Annotated in this window: 16 protein-coding genes; 7 read left to right on the top strand and 9 right to left on the bottom strand. The window is 73.6% G+C overall.

The annotated features are described in order from the left end of the window. Positions 1–10: 10 nt before the first annotated feature. Complete coding sequence (locus tag EV386_RS03820; RefSeq protein ID WP_130412487.1) at positions 11–2,143, bottom strand: DNA gyrase/topoisomerase IV subunit B; 2,133 nt, start codon at positions 2,141–2,143, stop codon at positions 11–13. Between the two features lie 152 nt (positions 2,144–2,295). On the opposite strand from EV386_RS03820, the gene EV386_RS03815 reads away from it, so the two are divergent. Then, positions 2,296–2,502, top strand: a complete 207-nt coding sequence (locus tag EV386_RS03815; protein ID WP_130412485.1) for a DUF7455 domain-containing protein — start codon at positions 2,296–2,298, stop codon at positions 2,500–2,502. Between the two features lie 133 nt (positions 2,503–2,635). Beyond that, positions 2,636–3,883 (top strand): FAD-binding oxidoreductase, encoded by a 1,248-nt coding sequence (locus tag EV386_RS03810; RefSeq protein WP_130412483.1) that lies wholly within the window; start codon positions 2,636–2,638, stop codon positions 3,881–3,883. Positions 3,884–3,940: 57 nt separating this feature from the next. Here EV386_RS03810 and EV386_RS03805 read toward each other — a convergent pair whose 3' ends face one another. From EV386_RS03805 to EV386_RS18210, 3 genes are all read right to left on the bottom strand, one after another. Further along, on the bottom strand, positions 3,941–5,587 hold the full coding sequence (locus EV386_RS03805; protein WP_130412481.1) for an RNA polymerase sigma factor: 1,647 nt from the start codon (positions 5,585–5,587) through the stop codon (positions 3,941–3,943). A gap of 251 nt (positions 5,588–5,838) precedes the next feature. Beyond that, the gene (locus EV386_RS03800) at positions 5,839–6,204 is read right to left on the bottom strand and encodes a universal stress protein (RefSeq protein ID WP_130412479.1); all 366 of its coding nucleotides are present in this window, start codon (positions 6,202–6,204) and stop codon (positions 5,839–5,841) included. Positions 6,205–6,214: 10 nt separating this feature from the next. Further along, positions 6,215–7,384 (bottom strand): DUF4192 domain-containing protein, encoded by a 1,170-nt coding sequence (locus tag EV386_RS18210; RefSeq protein ID WP_165399831.1) that lies wholly within the window; start codon positions 7,382–7,384, stop codon positions 6,215–6,217. A 207-nt stretch (positions 7,385–7,591) separates the two neighbouring features. Between EV386_RS18210 and EV386_RS18205 the strand changes: the two genes are divergently transcribed. Beyond that, positions 7,592–8,131 (top strand): hypothetical protein, encoded by a 540-nt coding sequence (locus EV386_RS18205; protein ID WP_165399830.1) that lies wholly within the window; start codon positions 7,592–7,594, stop codon positions 8,129–8,131. Between the two features lie 46 nt (positions 8,132–8,177). Further along, positions 8,178–9,278, top strand: a complete 1,101-nt coding sequence (locus EV386_RS03790) for a polyprenyl synthetase family protein (protein WP_130412475.1) — start codon at positions 8,178–8,180, stop codon at positions 9,276–9,278. A gap of 20 nt (positions 9,279–9,298) precedes the next feature. Here the strand turns inward: EV386_RS03790 and EV386_RS03785 are convergent, their stop codons facing one another. Next, positions 9,299–9,667, bottom strand: a complete 369-nt coding sequence (locus tag EV386_RS03785) for an Rv2175c family DNA-binding protein (protein WP_130412473.1) — start codon at positions 9,665–9,667, stop codon at positions 9,299–9,301. 101 nt (positions 9,668–9,768) lie between these two features. On the opposite strand from EV386_RS03785, the gene pknB reads away from it, so the two are divergent. Further along, positions 9,769–11,880 carry a Stk1 family PASTA domain-containing Ser/Thr kinase gene (gene pknB / locus EV386_RS03780; protein WP_130412471.1) on the top strand — a complete coding sequence of 704 codons (2,112 nt, stop codon included), beginning with the start codon at positions 9,769–9,771 and terminating at the stop codon, positions 11,878–11,880. A gap of 22 nt (positions 11,881–11,902) precedes the next feature. On the opposite strand, the gene EV386_RS03775 is transcribed toward pknB, so the two are convergent. From EV386_RS03775 to EV386_RS03765, 3 genes are all read right to left on the bottom strand, one after another. Next, entirely contained in the window at positions 11,903–13,231 is a 1,329-nt protein-coding gene (locus tag EV386_RS03775; protein ID WP_130416751.1) for a class II 3-deoxy-7-phosphoheptulonate synthase, read from the bottom strand. A gap of 148 nt (positions 13,232–13,379) precedes the next feature. Beyond that, positions 13,380–14,606, bottom strand: a complete 1,227-nt coding sequence (locus tag EV386_RS03770) for a pyrophosphate--fructose-6-phosphate 1-phosphotransferase (RefSeq protein WP_130412469.1) — start codon at positions 14,604–14,606, stop codon at positions 13,380–13,382. A 93-nt stretch (positions 14,607–14,699) separates the two neighbouring features. Then, positions 14,700–15,488 carry a lysophospholipid acyltransferase family protein gene (locus EV386_RS03765; protein ID WP_242607817.1) on the bottom strand — a complete coding sequence of 263 codons (789 nt, stop codon included), beginning with the start codon at positions 15,486–15,488 and terminating at the stop codon, positions 14,700–14,702. A gap of 114 nt (positions 15,489–15,602) precedes the next feature. On the opposite strand from EV386_RS03765, the gene EV386_RS03760 reads away from it, so the two are divergent. Then, the gene (locus EV386_RS03760) at positions 15,603–16,184 is read left to right on the top strand and encodes a hypothetical protein (RefSeq protein ID WP_130412467.1); all 582 of its coding nucleotides are present in this window, start codon (positions 15,603–15,605) and stop codon (positions 16,182–16,184) included. Positions 16,185–16,188: 4 nt separating this feature from the next. On the opposite strand, the gene EV386_RS03755 is transcribed toward EV386_RS03760, so the two are convergent. Next, positions 16,189–17,133, bottom strand: a complete 945-nt coding sequence (locus EV386_RS03755; protein ID WP_130412465.1) for an ROK family glucokinase — start codon at positions 17,131–17,133, stop codon at positions 16,189–16,191. A gap of 262 nt (positions 17,134–17,395) precedes the next feature. On the opposite strand from EV386_RS03755, the gene EV386_RS03750 reads away from it, so the two are divergent. Continuing rightward, on the top strand, positions 17,396–19,219 hold the full coding sequence (locus EV386_RS03750) for an AMP-dependent synthetase/ligase (protein ID WP_130412463.1): 1,824 nt from the start codon (positions 17,396–17,398) through the stop codon (positions 19,217–19,219). Positions 19,220–19,284 lie beyond the last annotated feature (65 nt).

The following is a 19,284-nucleotide window of genomic DNA, read 5'->3' as shown; positions in this document are numbered from 1 at the left end:
GCGCGCGCCGTTAGGCGTCGATCTTCGAGCGGTCGAGCGCGCCCGCGCCCGCCACGATGAAGTCCTTGCGGGGCGCGACGTCCGAGCCCATGAGCAGCTCGAACATGCGCTCGGCCGCCTCGGCGTCCTGCGCGCGCACCCGACGCAGCGTGCGGTGTCGCGGGTCCATGGTCGTCTCGGCGAGCTGGTCGGCGTCCATCTCGCCCAGGCCCTTGTACCGCTGGATGTCGTCCTTGTAGCGCTTGCCCGCCCGGTCGAGTCGCTTGAGCGTCGCGTGCAGTTCGGCCTCCGAGTACGTGTAGATGTACTCGTTGGGCTTGCCGCGGCCCCCGATGACCTCGACGCGGTGCAGCGGCGGCACGGCCGCGTAGACGCGCCCGTCCTCCACGAGGGGGCGCATGTACCGGTAGAACAGCGTGAGCAGCAGCGTGCGGATGTGCGCGCCGTCGACGTCGGCGTCGGTCATCAGCACGATCTTGCCGTAGCGCGCGCCGTCCAGGTCGAACGAGCGGCCCGATCCGGCGCCGATGACCTGGATGATCGCGGCGCACTCGGCGTTGCGCAGCATGTCGCTGATCGAGGCCTTCTGGACGTTGAGGATCTTGCCGCGGATGGGCAGCAGCGCCTGGAAGTCGCTCGACCGCGCGAGCTTGGCGGTGCCCAGCGCCGAGTCGCCCTCGACGATGAACAGCTCGGAGCGCCCGACGTCGTCGGACCGGCAGTCGGCGAGCTTGGCGGGCAGCGACGAGGTCTCCAGCGCGTTCTTGCGCCGTGAGATCTCCTTCTGCTTGCGGGCGCTCACACGCGCCCGCATCTCGGCCACGACCTTGTCGAGCAGGAGTGCCGCCTGCGCCTTGTCGTCACGCTTGGTCGAGGTCAGGATCGCGCCGAGCTCACGCTCGACGACGCGCGCGACGATGCCGCGCACGGGGGCCGTGCCCAGCACCTCCTTGGTCTGCCCCTCGAACTGCGGCTCGGCCAGGCGCACCGTGACGACGGCGGTCATACCCGCGGTCACGTCGTCCTTCTCGACGCGCTCGCCCCCATCCTTGGCCGTGATCTTCAGGCGCCGGGCGTTGGCCTCGATCTGCTTGCGCACCACCTTGAGCAGACCCTGCTCGAACCCGCTCAGGTGCGCCCCGCCCTTGGGCGTCGCGATGATGTTGACGAAGGTGCGCACCTCGCTCTCATACCCGGTCCCCCAGCGCAGGGCGATGTCGACCTCGCAGTCGCGGCTGACCTCGCGCGGCGTCATGTGCCCGCGCTCGTCGAGCACCGGCACGGTCTCAGTGAACGTCTCGTGGCCCCGCAGCGTCCAGGTCGCCGTGACGGGCGTGTCGGGGGCGAGGAAGTCGACGAAGTCGACCGCGCCGCCGGTGTGGCGGAACACCTCCTCGTGGGGGCCCGACTCCCCAGGCGTGCCCGCCAGCCCCCGCTCGTCGCGCACGGAGATCTCCAGCCCCGGCACCAGGAACGTCGTCTGGCGCACGCGCGTGACCAGCTCGTCATAGCTGAACACCGCCGTCTTGGGGAAGATCTGGCGGTCGGCCCAGTACCGCACGCGGGTGCCCGTCACGCCACGGCGGGTCTTGCCGACCACGACGAGCTCGCTGTGGTCGGTGAACGGAGTGAAGGCCGAGTCGGGCGAGGCGCCGGCGGCGCCGTCGGCGAACGTGCCCGGCTCGCCCCGGTGGAAGGTCATGCGGTGCGTCTTGCCGCCGCGGTCGACGTCGACGTCCAGGCGCGCGGACAGCGCGTTGACCACCGAGGCGCCCACACCGTGCAGACCGCCCGAGGCGGTGTAGGAGCCGCCGCCGAACTTGCCGCCCGCGTGCAGCTTGGTGAAGACGACCTCGACGCCGCTGAGCCCCGTCTTGGGCTCGACGTCCACCGGGATGCCGCGGCCGTCGTCGGTCACCGTGACCGAGGTGTCGGCGTGCAGCACGATGCCGATGTGCGTGGCGAACCCGCCCAGCGCCTCGTCGACCGAGTTGTCGATGATCTCCCACAGGCAGTGCATGAGCCCGCGCGAGTCGGTCGACCCGATGTACATGCCCGGCCGCTTGCGCACCGCCTCGAGCCCCTCCAGGACGGAGAGGTGCCGGGCGGTGTAGCTCGATTCCGGAGAGGCGGTGGTCGTCACGCCTTGCAGGGTAGACGACGCCTCCGACACGGCCGGTCCGCCACCCCGTCTCGCGCCACCGCGACGCGCGCGCGTGCTCATCGTGCTACGCCCCTGGCGAACCTGGCCCCCTCGCGTGGAATGCCTCAGCGCGCAGATGGTTGGATTCCCCTGTGACCACTTTGACGACCGAACCGCTCACCGCCGCCGACCGCTGCGACCGCTGCGGAGCTCAGGCGTACGTCCGCGTGGTCCTGCCCGTGGGCGAGCTGCTGTTCTGCGGGCACCACTCACGCGAGCACGCGCCGGCCTACGCGGACATCGCGACCTACATCCAGGACGAGACCGATCGGCTGCTGGCCGAGCACGGCGCCCACTGACACGTCCCCGCCTCACACTGGAGGCCCGCACCCTCGGGGTGCGGGCCTCCAGTGCCGTATCGGTGTCACGAATCGGCCGCGCTCGACTCTCTGTCTCCTGAGTACGACACGATCAGTACTCGGAGGTGAGCAGATGTCCTCACTCGAGCCCACCGAGGGCCCGAGCCCCCGCGCCGCCACCGGCGGCTCGACGCGACTGCGGGTCGCGACGCCCGACGACGTCACGCGTGCGCTGCGCGCCGCGGCCGCCGCCGGACGGCGCGTGACGACGGCGGCGGCGCGGCCCGGCGCCGACGTGCTGGACCTGACCGCGTTCGACACGACCACGCTGACCCCCAGCCGCCAGTCCGTCGAGGTCGGCGCGGGCGTCACGTGGGAGCGGCTCATCGCCTCCATCGCCCCCCACCGGCTCGCGGTGCTCGCGGGCGAGGACCTGGCGCGCCCCACGGTCGCCGACACCCTGGCCGGGGCGGTCGGCCCGCTCGCGCGGACGTTCGGACTCGCGTGCGACCACGTGCTCTCGGTCGACCTCGTCACGCCCGACGGCGACTGCCGCACCGTGAGCCCGGAGACGGACCAGGAGCTGTTCTGCGCGCTGCGTGGGGGCGTCGAAGGCCTCGGCGTGCCGATCGGTATGTCCCTCGGCCTCGTCCCACTCACGACGCTGTACGCGGGCGCCTGGTGGTACGGCCCGGGGCCGGCGTCGCGCGTCGCGACCGTCCTGAGCCGCTGGGGCGCGTGGCTCGACGGACTGCCCGAGTCGATGTCGACGGGTGTGGCGCTCACGGCCGTGGGCGGCGAGGGGTTGGCGCTCGCCGTGCGGTTCGCCCACGCCGGAGACCCCGCCGAGGGGCGGGCGCTGATCGCCGAGCTGCGCGAGACCGTTCCCGCGCCCGGGCGCAGCACGCTGGCGGACCTCCCGGCCGACCGCGCGCACCGACTCCTGCGCGAGCTTGCGCCTGAGCGCGGTCCCGCGCGCGGCGCACTCCTGGCCTCGATGCCCGACGCCGTCCTCGACGGCGTCGTCGCCGCGATGGACGCCGCGGCGCAGGGCACGACGGCGCGCCTGCGGCTCCAGGGCGGCGCGCTCGGCCGGCAGGCACCCATCCCCGGGTGCGTCCCCGGGCGGGACGCGGCCTTCAGCCTGCGCGCGAGCGCCGTCGAGCAGGCGGGAGCCGACGCGCTGATCGACGCCCTGTCCCCGTGGACGACGGGTGGGGCCGCCCGTGACCTGGGCGACCCGCGCGACGCGCGCTCCGCTCAGGCGCTGCGCGCCGCCTGGAGCGCTCCGGCGTTGGCTCGGCTCACCGAGCTGCGCCAGAAGTTCGACCCCGACGGCGTCCTCGACGCGCCGTGGGAGCCCGTGCCCGGCCGCGCGTGACACGCACGAAGGCCTGCGCCCCTGGGGGCACAGGCCTTCGTCGGCGTGAGCCGCGGGTCAGTCCAGGTAGTCGCGCAGGACCTGGGAGCGTGAGGGGTGGCGCAGCTTCGACATCGTCTTGGACTCGATCTGGCGGATGCGCTCACGCGTCACGCCGTAGACCTTGCCGATCTCGTCGAGCGTCTTGGGCTGACCGTCCTGCAGGCCGAACCGCATCGAGACGACGCCCGCCTCGCGCTCCGAGAGGGTGTCGAGCACCTGGTGCAGCTGCTCCTGAAGCAGCGTGAACGAGACCGCGTCGGCCGGCACGACGGCCTCGGAGTCCTCGATGAGGTCGCCGAACTCGGAGTCGCCGTCCTCGCCGAGCGGGGTGTGCAGCGAGATGGGCTCACGGCCGTACTTCTGGACCTCGACGACCTTCTCGGGCGTCATGTCCAGCTCCTTGGCGAGCTCCTCCGGGGTGGGCTCGCGGCCCAGGTCCTGGAGCATCTGGCGCTGCACGCGGGCGAGCTTGTTGATGACCTCGACCATGTGCACCGGGATGCGGATGGTGCGGGCCTGGTCGGCCATGGCGCGCGTGATCGCCTGACGGATCCACCAGGTGGCGTACGTCGAGAACTTGTAGCCCTTGGTGTAGTCGAACTTCTCGACCGCGCGGATGAGGCCGAGGTTGCCCTCCTGGATCAGGTCCAGGAACAGCATGCCGCGACCCGTGTAGCGCTTGGCGAGCGAGACGACCAGACGCAGGTTGGCCTCGAGCAGGTGGTTCTTGGCGCGCTTGCCGTCGTGCGCGATCCACTGCAGGTCGCGCACCAGGCGGCGCGTGTCGGAGTCGGCCTTGGTGCGGTCGAAGCCGGCGAACTCCTTGCCCAGCTTCTCCTCCGCGAACAGGCCGGCCTCGATGCGCTTGGCGAGCTCGACCTCTTGCTCGGCGTTCAGCAGCGCGACCTTGCCGATCTGCTTGAGGTAGTCCTTGACCGGGTCGGCGGTCGCTCCGGCGGTGACGACCTGCTGGGCGGGCTGGTCCTCGTCGTCCGAGTCGGACACGACGAATCCGGTGTCCTCCTCCTCGGCGCCCGCGGGCTTGGCGGCGGCGGGCTTGTTGTCGTCGGACTCCTCGGCGGGCTCCTGGCCCTCCGCGTCCTCGGCGACGTCCTCGACATCCGCCTCGACGTCGACCGCGAGGTCGGCGTCGTCGATCTCGACGTCGTCGGCCTTGTCCTCGTCGGACTCGGCCTTGGCCGCCTTGGCGGCGGGCTTCTTGGCGGCGGCCTTGCGCGGCGTCGTCTTGGCGGCCGACTTGGCCGCCGGCTTGCGGGCGGGCTCGCCCTCCTCGGGGCCGTCGGCGACGGCGGTGGCCGCGACCGTGGTCGTCGTGACCTTCGCGGCGCTCGCGGACGGCGCCTTGGCGCGCGCCGACGTGGCGCGGCGCGAGGTGGTGGCCGCGGCGACCTTCGTCACGGTCGGCATGCCCACCTCGACCCCGGCGATCGACAGCGCCTTCAGCACCGCCTTGAGGCGCTTGGCGTCACCGACTCCCGCCGTCTCGCAGGCGGTGCGGAACGAGTCCGCGTCAACGCGACCCTGCGTTGTCCCGTGGGCGAGCAACTCCTTGAGCGCTGGGTGCTCAAACTCGCGGGGAAGTGTGGTGTTCTGCTGTGCGGGGCTCTGGGACGTGGACGCCACAAACCGACCTTTCGGCATTCGAGGGGCGGTGTTCCGCCTGGGTGAGTGCGTGTGGCCCGAGGGCCGTGCTCGGACCGTCGATGCTCCGGCGGACACGGATATTGTACCTTCGACACCCCGCCACACCTACGCTCGACCACGCACGCAGTGCACAACGCGCCGCGAAGTCACCCGGTGAGGGCGCTGCGGTGGGGATTTGAGGCACAACGGCGCGGCGCGCGAAATGATTCCCGGGGCCCTCCCGCACGGGCGCCGAGAGGCGATCCGGCTCAGGACTTGACGGCGAGCACGGGGCACGGGGCGTCGAGCAGGATGCGCTGCGCGCCCGAGCCCAGGATGAGCTTGCCGACCGGGCTGCGCCGACGCAGGCCGATGACGATCAACTCGGCGCGGGCCCGCGCCGCCGCGGTGACCAGCGCCTCCGCCAGATCGCCCTCCGAGGTCACCACATCGTGCTCGACGCCGAACTGGTCGAGCCGGGCCCCCAGCTCCGCGAGGCTGTCGGGTCCCTCGGCCGCGGCCGTCGACGGCGCGACGACGAGAAGGCGCGTGGCACGCGAGCGCGCCTCCGCCACCGCCGTCGACAGGGCTTGGCGGCCCTCGGGGTTGTTCAGGTGGCTCACCACGACCGTCATGTGCCGCACGCTACCGGAGGTCGGGGCCCCCGCCTCGCGCAGACGTCGCGTCGCAGCGCGCGTTCACCCATCCGGGCGCCAACGCCGCCTCCAGCGCGGCGTCGAGCAGCCGCGCCAGCCGGTACCCGGGGTCGACGGCGAGCGCCTCGGCGAGACGGTAGTTGGCACGCGAGCCCTCGCCGGTCCACCAGGCGATGAAGGCCAGGAGCGTCAGCGGCGCGACCGTCCGGCGTCGGGCGGCGTGCGCGACGACCGCTTCGAGCGCCGCCGTCGCCGCCGCCACCCACTCCTCGTCGGGCAGGCACGCGCACGCCGGGTCGACGACGGCCGCGATCGCCTCGCCCGTCGCGGCGTCGGTCGCGCAGTCGCCCTCGCCTCCGGCGGCCACGGCGGCGGCGAGGTCCGCGCGGCCGGGCACGAGCCAGAGCAGGACGGCGTCGCGCACGGTCCTGTCTTCGAGCGCCACCGCGAGGCGCCCGAGCAGCGCGGCGGGAATCTCGCCACCGCCCGCGGCACGCTCCGCGGCCAGCCGCCACGCGTCGAACGACTGCGCGCGCCACGAGGTCAGCGCCTCGGGCGCCGCGTCGCGCTCGCGCGCACGAGCCCACCGGGACGCCGCGCGGCCCGCCAGACCACGGCGCGCCTCGTCGGCGCGCGAGACGCGGTACAGCTCGTCGCGCGAGCGCGCGGGAGCGCGGCCCGCGAGCACGAGCTGTGCCCCGGGCTCGGTCGACTCGAGGGCGTCGAGCGGGAACCCGTCAGGCGGACAGCACTCAGGGTCGGCGCAGTCGAGGGACCAATACCGCCGCCGGCCGACCACCCACGACTCCCGCTCGGGCACGACGGCGTCGAGCGCGGCCGCGAACGCGTCCGCGGCGGTGCGCGCCGGAGTGCCAGGACTCGTGTCCGCGGCGGTGTAGACGATGACGTAGGCGGCCGCGGTCGCGTCCTGTCCGGCGCGGGTCGCGACCAGCTCGGCCACGTGGCTGCGCTCCCCGGGCCGGCGCAGGTCGGCCAGGTCGGCGCGCGCCACCAGGCCGAGGCCGCCGGCTCGGCGCACGCACACGACCACCAGGCACTCGGCGGGCCGGTAGCCGAGCGCGAACGGCACGATGGACAGCAGGTCGCGCGTGTCGCGCACCCGCACGGTGGGGGCTTTCGGCGTCGTCGTCGGTGTCATGGGCCGATCCCAGCCCTTCGGGCGCGGCGGCGCGCGCACGCCCGTCGGCGCCTGTGGGCCCCGGTCGTCGGCGCGGGCCTGGGGACCAGCTCGCGCGGTTGCGCGGCGGTCGCGCGACCGGCGGCGAGGCTGGCCGACGACGGCGCCGTGCGGCGCGGGCCCAGGGTGGGCGGAGGGTGGCCGGCCCGCGCGCACTACGGTAGGCGCGTGAACCTCCGCTCGCCCGTGACCGCCGGCGTCACGGCGCTGGTCACGGCCGGCCTCGTGTGCGGCTGCACCGCGGCGCCCTCCGGCCGCCTCGACACCGCCCCATACGGGGGTCTGCCCTCGCAGCAGCCCACCGCACCCGCCGCTGTCACCGCGCTGCCCACCTTCGACGCGTCCTCCACCGTCGGGGACTACGCCGACGGCTTCCCGCGCTCGCTCGTCGAGGCGCCCGAGGGTGCGACCGTCATCGCCAGCTCGGCGCAGCCGCTCGACGGAGGGCTGACGCGCATCTCCCTCAACCTCTCCACGCCCGCGTCGAGTGACGACGTCCTCGCGCAACTCGGCGGCCCGCTCGCCGCCGCGGGATTCGCCCCGACGCAGCCCCAGGCGCTCTCGGGCCTCACCGCTCAGACGGCGTGGACCCGCCGCAGCGAGCGGCCGGAGGGCCCCCTCATCGAGACGCTGCTGATCGGGGTGCTCGACGACGGCGACAGCCGGCTCGTGTCCGTCAGCGGCACGGTGGCGACACCGCCCGACTGAGTCACGCCCTGGGCCCCGGCCCGACGCGCTGGCATAGGCTCTGCGCATGCCTGACCTCGTCGACCTCGAGAACCTTCGCGCCGACGTGGACGCGGCGGTGACACGGCACCTGGAGTCGCTCACCGGGCAGGTCGCGACGATCTGCCCGGAGGCGACCGCGCTCACGGCGCAGGCCGCGGCGCTGCTGGGCGGCGGCAAGCGCCTGCGGGCGGCGTTCGCCTACTGGTCCTTCCGGGCGCACGGCGGCGGGCCCTCGGGCCCCGAGCGTGAGGCGGCGGTGCGCACGGGCGCGGCGCTCGAGCTGTTCCAGGCTGCGGCGCTGCTGCACGACGACGTCATGGACGCCTCCGACACCCGCCGCGGGCTTCCGACGGCGCACCGTGCGTTCGAGGCCCGGCATGCGGCGGCCGGCTGGGCGGGCGACTCGGGCCGGTTCGGGCAGTCCGCGGCCATCCTGCTCGGTGACCTGTGCCTCATCGCCGCTCAGCGCGAGATCGCCGAGGCGCTCGCCCCGCTGCCGCCGCAGCGGGCGGCCGCGGTCCGCGCGGCGTTCGACGCGATGCAGAGCGAGGTCATCGTCGGCCAGTACCTCGACGTGCTGGTCCAGGCCGAGCCCTGGGGCCACGACCCCGCCGCCGACGAGGGCCGCGCGCGTGCGGTGCTGCGCGCGAAGTCCGCGAGCTACTCGGTGCGCGAGCCGCTCGTGATCGGCGCGCTGATCGCGGGCGCCGACGCCGCCCAGGTCGCCGCGGTCGACGCCGTCGGCCTGCCGCTCGGGGAGGCGTTCCAACTGCGTGACGACGTGCTCGGCGTCTTCGGCGACCCCGACGTCACCGGCAAGCCGGCCGGTGACGATCTGCGTGAGGGCAAGCGCACGGTGCTCGTCGCACGGACCATGGCGGGCGGCGACGCCGCCCAGCGCGCGCTCGTGGCCCAACGCCTCGGCGACCCGCTGCTGACCGACGACGACGTCGCCGCGCTGCGTGACGCCGTCGTCGACTCGGGGGCGCTGGCCAGCGTGGAGCGGCTCATCGACGACCTGGCCCAGACCGCGACCTCGGGACTGGACGCGGCGGCCGGGCTCACGGAGCCCGGCCGGGGTGTGCTGCGCGAGCTCGCGCTCGCGGCCGTCGACCGCGCAGCCTGAGCCCGGCGGCGGCCGACACCTCACACGAGGGTCTGGGCCACCCTGCGCACCTCGGCCCGGCGCCCGGCGCGCAGCGCCTCGACCGGCGCCACACGCAGCGACGGCTCGGGCGTGAACAGCCACTCGAGGATCTCCTCGTCGCTCAGCCCTTGGTCGCCGAGCACCACGACGGTGCCGCGCAGCGTCGCGATGACCTCCTCGCCACCGTCCTCGGCCGGCACGAGGAAGGCCTCGGGAACCTGGAACGCGGCGCGCTCACCGCGCTTGACGCCGACCACAGCCCGGTCGCGCACCAGCGCGCGCACCCGGGGGAACTGGACGCCGAGGCGCTCGGCGAGGTCGGGAAGGGTCAGCCAGCTCGGGATGAGGGCGTCGAGGTCGGTGCTCACGCGCAGAGCCTATGCCGCCGCATGCCCGGTTCGGCGCGAGCGTGGGGCGCGCCGAACGTCGATCCCGGGCTCCGACGCCCCGCGCTCCGTAGAATCGCGAAGTGGCCATCGTGACGACCGACCCCCTGATCGGCCGCCTGATCGGCGGACGGTACGAGATCCGTGCGCGCATCGCGCGCGGCGGCATGGCCACCGTCTACCTCGCGGTGGACCGCCGCCTCGACCGCGACGTCGCGCTCAAGGTCATGCACCCACACCTGGCCGACGGCGTCGACGGCGCGGCGTTCGTCTCGCGCTTTCGCCGTGAGGCGCGCGCCGCCGCGCGCCTGACGCACCCGGGCGTCGTCGCCGTCTATGACCAGGGGCTCGACGGCGAGACCAGCTACCTGACGATGGAGTACGTCCCGGGCAGCAACCTGCGGCGCGAGCTGCGCGCGGAGGGCACACTGACCCTGGCGCGCACGTTCGACCTGCTCGAACAGGTGCTCGCGGCGCTCGCCGCCGCGCACGCCAAGGGCCTGGTCCACCGTGACATCAAGCCGGAGAACGTCCTGATCACGGCCGGGCACGGCCACCACGCCGACACCGCGGGCCACGTCAAGGTGGCCGACTTCGGGCTCGCGCGCGCCGTCACCGAGGTCACGAGCACGACCACCGGCACCATCCTCGGCACGGTCGCCTACCTCGCGCCCGAGGTGATCGCGACCGGGGCGTGCGACGCGCGCACCGACGTCTACGCCGTCGGCGTCCTCGCCTACGAGATGCTCACGGGCACGCTCCCCCACGACGGCGCCACACCCATCCAGGTCGCCTTCCAGCACGTGCACGACGACGTCGCCCCGCCGAGCCAGCGCGCGCCCTGGCTGCCCGCCGACGTCGACGACCTCGTGGCCGTCTTCACCGCCCGTGACCCCGGCGCCCGCCCCGTGGACGCCGCGACGGCGCTCGAACTGCTGCGCTCGGCGCGCGTGCGGGTCGAGGCGACGCAGCCGGACGCCCTCGCCCGACGTGCCGAGCCGCCGGAGGGCTTCACCCGCCCGGACGAGGCCGCGTCCGACGAGTCAGACGCGCCCGGGGACGGCGCCGAGCCCGACGACGGGCGCGGGGCCGACGCGCTCGACGCGATCCCGCTCGCCGGAGCGCTCACGCTCCCCCCGCCCGCCCCGACGCCTGCGGGCGTCGACGCCTGGTTCCCCGGCGAGGAGGGCGACGGCGCCGCGACCGAGCGCCTCGTCGAGCAGCCGACCACCCGCGTCGCCACCGCGGGCCACCCGACAGCCCCGGCCGTCACGGCGCCGGACGCACCGGCGCGCCGGCGCCGCTGGCCGCGTGTCGTGGGCTGGACGCTCACGCTCGCGATCGTGCTCGGCGGATCCGGGTACGGCGCCTGGTGGTGGTTCCAGGACGGGCCGGGCGCCTGGACGACCGTGCCGAGCGGGCTCGACGACGCCACGCTCGACGCCGCGACGGCCGTGCTCACCTCGCACGGCCTCGCGGTCTCGACGACCACGCAGCACGACGACACCGTCCCGGAGGGTTCGGTCGTCTCGACCCAGCCCGGCGAGGGCGAGCGCGTGCGCAAGGACGGGTCGGTCGACCTCGTGGTCTCGCTCGGGATCCGCATGGTGGCCGTGCCGGAGGGTCTGGTGGGCGCCGCGCAGTCCGACGCCGAGGCGGCGCTGCGCAGCGCCGGGCTCGGCGTCGGCGAGGCTCGTCAGGAGTGGAGTGACGACGTCCCCGCCGGCCAGGTCCTCGCGGCCTCGCACGAGCCCGCCGAGCAGGTGCCGCACACCACCGTCGTCACCCTCACCGTCTCGGGCGGCCCCGCCCCGGTGACGGTGACCCAGCAGGTCGGACGCGACCGGGACGACGCGCGAGCCGCGCTCGAGGACCTCGGGTTCCGTGTCGAGTTCACGCCCGACGAGGCCTCTGAGACCGTGCCGGCCGGGCGCATCATCCGCCAGTCGCCCGAGAGTGGCGCGCCCGCCCACCGCCTCGACACGGTCATGCTGACAGCGTCCTCCGGCCCGCCGATCGTCGAGGTCCCCGACGTCGTCGGCAAGCCCACGGCCGAGGCGCAGCGGGCGTTGGGCGACGCCGGGTTCGAGGTACGGGTCACCCGCTATCTCGGCGGTCTGCTCGACCGGGTCCGGTTCCAGGACACGACCGGCACGGCCCCCAAGGGGTCGACCGTCACGATCACCGTCTTCTGAGCCACCGCCGACCGGCCACGGGTCAGCGCGCGCGCAACATCTCCGCCACCAGGAACGCCGTCTCGAGCGACTGCTGGTGGTTGAGCCGCGGGTCGACCAGGGTCTCGTACCGTCGCGCCAGGCCCGCCTCGTCGATCGCCTCGGCGCCGCCGAGCACCTCGGTGACGTCGTCGCCGGTCAGCTCCATGTGCAGTCCCCCCGGCACTGTGCCCAGCGCCCGGTGCACCTCGAAGAAGCCCTGCACCTCGTCCAGGACGTCGGCGAAACGCCGCGTCTTGTAGCCCGTGCCCGACGTGATGGTGTTGCCGTGCATGGGGTCGGTGACCCAGGTGACCGACACGCCCGCCGCCGTGACCTTCTCGACCAGGCCGGGCAGCACGTCGCGGACCTTGCCCGCGCCCATCCGGGCGACGAACGTGAGCCGGCCCGGCAGGTTGTCGGGGTTGATGCGCGCGGCGAGCGCGAGCGCGTCGTCGGGAGTCGTCGTCGGGCCGAGCTTGACGCCGATCGGGTTGGCGACGCGCGCAAGGAAGTCGACGTGCGCGCCCTCGAGCTGGCGCGTGCGCTCCCCGATCCACAGGAAGTGCGCGCTGGTGTCGTAGGCGTGGCCCGTGCGTGAGTCCACGCGGGTCAGCGCCCGCTCGTAGTCGAGCACGAGCGCCTCGTGCGACAGGTACAGCTCGACCGTGCGCAGCGCGTCGAAGTCGGCGCCGCAGGCCTGCATGAACCGGATGGCGCGGTCGATCTCGGCGGCAGTGCGCTCGTAGCGCGCGTAGGCGGGGTTGCGCATGAACCCGCGGTTCCACTCGTGCACCTGGCGCAGGTCGGCGTACCCGCCCTGCGTGAACGCCCGCACCACGTTGGCCGTGGCGGCCGAGATGCGATAGGCCTGCTCGAGTCGGCGCGGGTCGGGCGTGCGCGCCTGCGGCGTGAACTCGAACCCGTTGATCATGTCGCCGCGGTAGGCGGGCAGCGTCACGCCGTCACGCGTCTCGTCGTCCGACGAGCGCGGCTTGGCGTACTGGCCCGCCAGACGGCCGATCTTGACCACGGGCGTCGAGGCGCCGTGCGTGAGGATGACCGCCATCTGCAGGATGGTGCGGATCTTGTTGCGGATCCTTGTGGCGCTCGCCTCGGCGAAGATCTCCGCGCAGTCGCCGCCTTGGAGCACGAAGGCCTCGCCGCGCCCGGCGGCCGCCAGGCGCGAGCGCAGCGTGTCGGCATCGGCCGGCAGCACCAGCGGCGCCGCCTCGCCCAGGCGTGTGGCCACGGCCTCGAGCGCGGCGCGGTCGGGCCAGACCGGCTGCTGCAGCGCCGGCAACCGCCGAAACGCGTCGAGCTCGCGCGCCATCGCCTCCGACGGCGCGTCGGTCCCCGGACCGCCCCTCGTCGGGGTGGGCGAGTGCGTGGGCTGCGCGGCGATGGTCATAGCGACTCCGGTGGTTGAGCTTGTCGACACCCTCTCAGGTGGTCTCGGCAAGCTCAACCACCGGTCCGGGTCAGTGCGCGGCGGGCGCGGCCGGGCGCAGCGGCTGACCGATCTCGCGAAGCAGGTCGGTGAACCACTCCTGGGTGACGTCGAACGCCTTGCCTCCGGCGATGCGCGGGAACGCGATCGCCTTGAGGCGGTCGCCGTCCTCCTCGTCGTGGCCGATGACGCCGGGCTCGCCGCGCAGGGCGCACTCGACCGCGAGGTCGGTCATCGACTTGATCAGGCGCAGGTCCTCGGCGTTGGCGGCCGCGGCGCGCGAGTAGTAGCCCGACTTCTGGACCATGACCTTCTCGGCGCCCAGCTTCTGCGCGAACTGCTTGGCGAACCACTGGCCCGGGTTGATCTCGTCGAGGCGCACGTGGCCGAACGGGTCGCGGGCCGGCGGCGTGCCGGCGGCCTCGAGCTGCTCGACGATCTCGTGCATGCCGGCGCCCTCGGACAGCCAGATGTTGACGTTGCCCTGCTCGTCCATCACGGCCTTGAGGCGCGCGGCCTCGGCGTCGATGTCGATCGCCAGCTCGGGCAGGAACACCGCGTGGATGTCCCAGCGCTCGCGCGTCAGGCCGAGCGCGGGGGCGAACTCCTTGGCGTCCAGGCGCTTGCGGTATGCGGCGGCCGAGGCGGCGGTCAGCCACCCGCAGTGCCGGCCCATGACCTCGTGCACGATGAGCATGCGCGGGCCCGAGCGGTGCTCGCCGATGATGTTCTCGCCGAAGATGGCGGTCTGCTCGGCCGACGTCCACGCGCCGAGCGACTGGCGGATCGGCACCACGTCGTTGTCGATCGTCTTCGGCAGGCCGACGACGGTCAGCTCGTAGCCGTTCTCGTGCAGGTAGGCGGCCAGGTCGGCGGCCGTGGTGTTGGTGTCGTCGCCACCGATGGTGTGCAGGACGTCGACGCCGTCGGCCTTGAGCTGCTCGGCGGCGACGGTCAGCGGGTTCTCGCCCTCCTTGACCAGGCCGCGCTTGACGGCGTCGGCCACGTTGGTGAGCTTGACGCGCGAGTTGCCGATCGGCGAGCCGCCGAACCGGTGCAGGATGCCCGCCTGCTTGCGGCCCTCGGCGTCGATGACGATCTTGTTGCCGGTCAGCAGACCGTGGTAGCCGTGCTGGTAGGCGATGATCTCAATCGACGGGTCGAGCTCGTTGTACCGCTCGATGAGCCCGCCGACGGCGGACGAGAGGCACGGGGCGAAGCCGCCGGCCGTGAGCAGGGCCACGCGACGAACAGCCATGTCTGGAACCTTCCGGGTGGGGGGTTGGACTGTGCTCGATCCTAGAGGCATGCGCGGCGCCCGGCTCACGGGTCGGCGCGCACTGCGATCGGCTCAGTCCCCCGCGGTCGCGCCGTCGCCCTCCGCCACCTGCTCGGGCCCGCGCTCCTGGGCGCGCTGCGCCGCTTGGGCCTGCTCGGCCGCGCGCCGCTCGGCCGCCCGCTCGGTGGCGATACGCGCCTTGGCCGTGGCCGCGTAGACGTCGACGTACTCCTGCTCGGACAGGCCCAGAATCGCGTAGACGATCTCGTCGGCGACCGCGCGCAGCACGAAGCGGTCGTTCTCCATGCCCTGGTAGCGCGAGAAGTCGAGCGGCTCGCCGATGACGATCCCGATGGGCATCGACTTGGGGATCACCCGCCCGAGCGGCTGGGCGACGTCGGTGCCGACCATGGCCACGGGCACCACGGGCGCGCCCGACTCGAGCGCGAGGCGCGCGACGCCCGTCTTGCCGCGGTACAGGCGCCCGTCCGGGCTGCGCGTCCCCTCGGGGTAGATGCCGAACAGGCCGCCCTGGTCGAGCACGCGCAGGCCGGTGCGCAGTGCGGCCTCGCTGGCCTTGCCGCCCGCACGGTCGACGGGGATCGTCCCGACGCCGCGCATGAAGCCCGCCACGAGCCGCCCCTTGAGCCCGGCGCCCGTGAAGTAGTCGGACTTGCCGAGGAACTGGACCTGCCGGTCGAGCACCAGCGGCAGCACGAACGAGTCGATGACCGCCAGGTGGTTGGACGCGAGGATCGCCGGACCGTCGCTGGGCACGTTCTCCAGACCCCTGGTCCACGGGCGGAAGTACAGCTTGAGCAGGGGCCCGGCCACGACGTGCCTCATGAGCCAGTAGAACAAGCGGTCCTCCTCGAACCTTCGGCGACGTCCCGCCACGGTACCGGCTCGGTCCGTCCCGGCATCGGCCGCGCGCAACAGCAGCGCGCGGTGCTGCATGAACTCTAAGGTGTTGTCATGGCCGGGACGAGCACAGGCGGCGGCACGGGGCGCGAGGACGACACCCAGGGCGAGGACGCCCGGAGCGCGTCCGGCGACCCGAGCATCGGCGACGCCGAGGTCGAGGCCCGGTGGGCCGACATCGTCGCCCAACTCGGCCAGATGGAGCGCGACGCGGCGCCGGACGACGTCGGCCCCGGCCCCACGACGAGCGCACCACGCTCGCCCGCGGCGCCCGAGGCGGAGCCTCCCGCCACGACAGGACACGTCGTCGCGCGCACACCCGGTCCGCGCGACTGGCCGACGACGCCCGAGGTCGAGGCGTTGGAGGACGCCGAGTCGCACTTCGAGCCACCGGAGCCTGGGCCCGTGCTCACCTCGCGCGACCCGCTCGTGACGCTCGCGTGGGCCGGGGCGGCCGGCATCCCGCTGCTCGCGGTCGTGGCGCTGATCGTGCGCTCGTTCGTTCCGGCGACGCATGTGCCCGGGTGGGTCGGACCGGCCGCGGCGCTCGCATTCCTCGCCTCGGTGGCGGTGCTCGTCTGGCGCATGCCACAGCGCCGCGACCCCTCGGACGACGACGACGGCGCCGTCGTCTGACCGGTCAGCGCCTGGCGAGGTCCGCCGCGCCGACCATGCCCGCCTCGTTGCCCTGCTCGGCCAGCTCGATGCGCGCCACGGGCCGGTGCCCGAGGGCCGACAGCTGCGCCGTGAAGCCCTCACGCGCGGGCGTCAGCAGCAGGTCGCCGGCTCCGGCGACCCCGCCGCCGATGACGATGACCTCGGGGTCGAGCAGCGCGGCGACGGACGCCGCGCCCTCGCCGATCCACCGGCCGAGCTTGGCCAGCAGCGCGACCGCGAGCGCGTCGCCCTCCTGGGCGGCCTTGGTCACGTGCGGTCCCTTGATCCTCTTGCGCTCGCCGCCGGCGAGGTCGAGCAGGCGCCCGGCCAGGTGCGGCTGGGCGACCACGGCCGCCTTGGCGTCGCGGACGAGCGCACTGCCCGAGGCGTACTGCTCCCAGCAGCCCTCGTGCCCGCACCCGCAGTAGTGCCCGCCCGGCACGACGCGCATGTGGCCGACCTCAGCCGCCACACCCCAGCGTCCGCGCACCAGCTCACGGCCGACGACGACGGCGCCGCCCAGCCCCGTGCCGATCGTCAGCATCAGCATGTCGGACGCGCCGCGCCCGGCGCCGAACCGGAACTCGGCCCAGCCGGCAGCGTTGGCGTCGTTCTCGACGACGACGGGGACCTGCGGTCCGACCAGCGCGGCGATCTTGCTCGCCAACGGGTACTCGCGCCAGGCGATATTGGGGGCGAACTGCACGGTGGTGCGATCCGCGCTGACAAAGCCCGCGGCGGCGACCCCGATGGCGCCCACCTCGTACTGGTCGCCGAGCTCGACGCAGGCGTCGGCGATGGCGCGGTCGATGCTCGCGACGTCGTCGGGGTCGGTCTCACGCCGGACCTGAGCCAGGATGCGCCCGTCCTCGTCCACGACGCCGATCGCGATCTTCGTCCCGCCGATGTCGACACCGATCGCATGCATGGATGAGGTCCTCACGTTCGTCGTTGAGTGCTGCCGGGTCACGACAGGCTAGGGGCGCGCGCCGACGCTGGCGGGGCTCCGCCTCGCGCACGACGCTTGCCACAGCCTATCGACGGGCCGGGACCGCCGCGGTCCGGGGCGCTCGCCTCGCGCCACGTCTCATCCGACCGCGCGCCGATCTCGCCCCAGTGACGGTGGTCACAACCATGCGTGAGACCGAGTATCGTGCGTCACACCACCGTCGACTGCCACTGGAGTCAGTATGGATGAGACCACGAGCGCGCTGCGGATCGAGCTGCCGCGCACCTCGAACCTCAACGACATCATCGGCACGCGCCTGCGCGAGGCGCCTGACGCCGTACTGGCCGAGGTTCCGCGTGGCGGACGCTGGGCGCCGGTCACGGTGCGGGAGTTCGACGCCCAGGTGGTCGCCGTCGCCAAAGGGCTGGTCGCCCACGGCGTCGAGCCCGGCGACGCCGTCGGCATCATGTCGCGCACCCGCTATGAGTGGACGCTGCTCGACTTCGCCGCCTGGGCGGCCGGCGCCGTTCCGGTCCCCATCTACGAGACCTCAAGCGCCGAGCAGGTGCAGTGGATCCTCACGGACGCCGCGGTGAGCGTCGTGGTCGCCGAGACCGCCGCCAACGCCGCGACCGTCGCCGAGGTCCGCGACCAGGCGCCCGCGCTGCGCGAGGTGCTCGTCATCGACGACGGCGCCGTCGAGGCGTTGACCGCGGCGGGCGCGCAGGTGCCCGACGACGAGATCGCCCGCCGTCGTGGCCTCGCCACCCTCGACGACCTGGCGACGATCATCTACACCTCGGGCACCACGGGTCGCCCCAAGGGCGCCGAGCTCACGCACCGCAACTTCGCCTCGCTGACCGCGAACACCGTGCCCGAGGTGCCCGAGGTGTTCGCCGACGCCGGTGGGCGCACGCTGCTCTTCCTGCCGCTCGCGCACGTGTTCGCGCGGTTCATCGAGGTGCTCGCGATCAGCAGCGGCACCGTCCTGGGCCACTCCCCCGACATCAAGAACCTGGTCGACGACCTGGGCGCGTTCCACCCGACCTACGTGCTCGCGGTGCCGCGGGTCTTCGAGAAGGTCTACAACGCCGCCGAGCAGTCCGCCGCGTCGGGCGGCAAGCTGCGGATCTTCCACTGGGCGGCGGCCACCGCGATCGCCTACTCACGCTCGCTCGACACGCCGCGCGGCCCCTCCCCGTGGCTGCGGGCCCAGCACACGGTCTCCGACGCGCTCGTGTACGGCAAGCTGCGCGCCAAGCTCGGCGGACGCGCCCGCTACGCCGTCTCGGGCGGCGGCCCGCTCGGTGAGCGCCTCGGCCACTTCTACCGCGGCATCGGCCTGACGATCCTTGAGGGCTACGGCCTGACCGAGTCGACGGCGCCGACCTGCGTCAACCGGCCCGAGCGGACCAAGATCGGCACGGTCGGCGCGCAACTGCCCGGCTGCGCGGCCCGCGTGGCGCCGGACGGGGAGATCCTGCTGCGCGGGCACCACATCTTCCGCGGCTATCACAACAACCCGCAGGCGACCGCCGAGGCGTTCGACGGCGAGTGGTTCCGCACGGGCGACCTGGGCTCACTCGACGAGGACGGCTACCTGAGGATCACGGGCCGCAAGAAGGAGATCATCGTGACCGCGGGCGGCAAGAACGTCGCCCCCGCCGTGCTCGAGGACCGCATCCGCGCGCACGCCCTGGTCAGCCAGTGCGTCGTCGTCGGCGACAACAAGCCGTTCATCGGCGCGCTGATCACCATCGACCCCGAGGGTCTGCCCGGCTGGCTGACGATGCACGGCAAGCCCGAGCTCACCGTCGCCCAGGCGATGACCGACCCCGACGTGCTCAGCGCGCTCGACCTGGCGGTCACGCGCGCCAACGCCGCGGTCTCCAAGGCCGAGTCGATCCGCAAGTTCACGGTGCTGCCCGGCGACTTCACGGTCGAGAACGGCTACCTGACGCCCTCGCTCAAGGTCAAGCGCGCGCTGGTGCTCAAGGACTTCGCCGACGACGTCGAGCGCATCTACGCCCCGACCGCCGACCGGGCCTCGCTGCACACCGCCTGACCGCGCCGCGGGCGGACCGCCTCGGGTCGATAGCGCCGGGCCGACGTGTCGGAGGCGCCTCGTAG

This window comes from Xylanimonas ulmi (assembly GCF_004216535.1).
GTDB lineage: Bacteria > Actinomycetota > Actinomycetes > Actinomycetales > Cellulomonadaceae > Xylanimonas > Xylanimonas ulmi.
Note: the sequence above shows the minus strand (reverse complement) of the source record. Positions and strands in the feature narration are given on the sequence as shown.

Bases quoted from the DNA above. Each gene is read 5' to 3' on its own strand.
- EV386_RS03775 (WP_130416751.1), bottom strand. From the start codon at position 13,231: ATGGCGCGCGAGCTCGACGCGTTTCGGCGGTTGCCGGCGCTGCAGCAG.
- EV386_RS03805 (WP_130412481.1), bottom strand. From the start codon at position 5,587: ATGCCGAAAGGTCGGTTTGTGGCGTCCACGTCCCAGAGCCCCGCACAG.
- EV386_RS03790 (WP_130412475.1), top strand. From the start codon at position 8,178: ATGCCTGACCTCGTCGACCTCGAGAACCTTCGCGCCGACGTGGACGCG.
- EV386_RS03800 (WP_130412479.1), bottom strand. From the start codon at position 6,204: ATGACGGTCGTGGTGAGCCACCTGAACAACCCCGAGGGCCGCCAAGCC.
- EV386_RS18210 (WP_165399831.1), bottom strand. From the start codon at position 7,384: ATGACACCGACGACGACGCCGAAAGCCCCCACCGTGCGGGTGCGCGAC.
- EV386_RS03755 (WP_130412465.1), bottom strand. From the start codon at position 17,133: ATGCATGCGATCGGTGTCGACATCGGCGGGACGAAGATCGCGATCGGC.
- EV386_RS03810 (WP_130412483.1), top strand. From the start codon at position 2,636: ATGTCCTCACTCGAGCCCACCGAGGGCCCGAGCCCCCGCGCCGCCACC.
- EV386_RS03770 (WP_130412469.1), bottom strand. From the start codon at position 14,606: ATGGCTGTTCGTCGCGTGGCCCTGCTCACGGCCGGCGGCTTCGCCCCG.
- EV386_RS03750 (WP_130412463.1), top strand. From the start codon at position 17,396: ATGGATGAGACCACGAGCGCGCTGCGGATCGAGCTGCCGCGCACCTCG.
- EV386_RS03760 (WP_130412467.1), top strand. From the start codon at position 15,603: ATGGCCGGGACGAGCACAGGCGGCGGCACGGGGCGCGAGGACGACACC.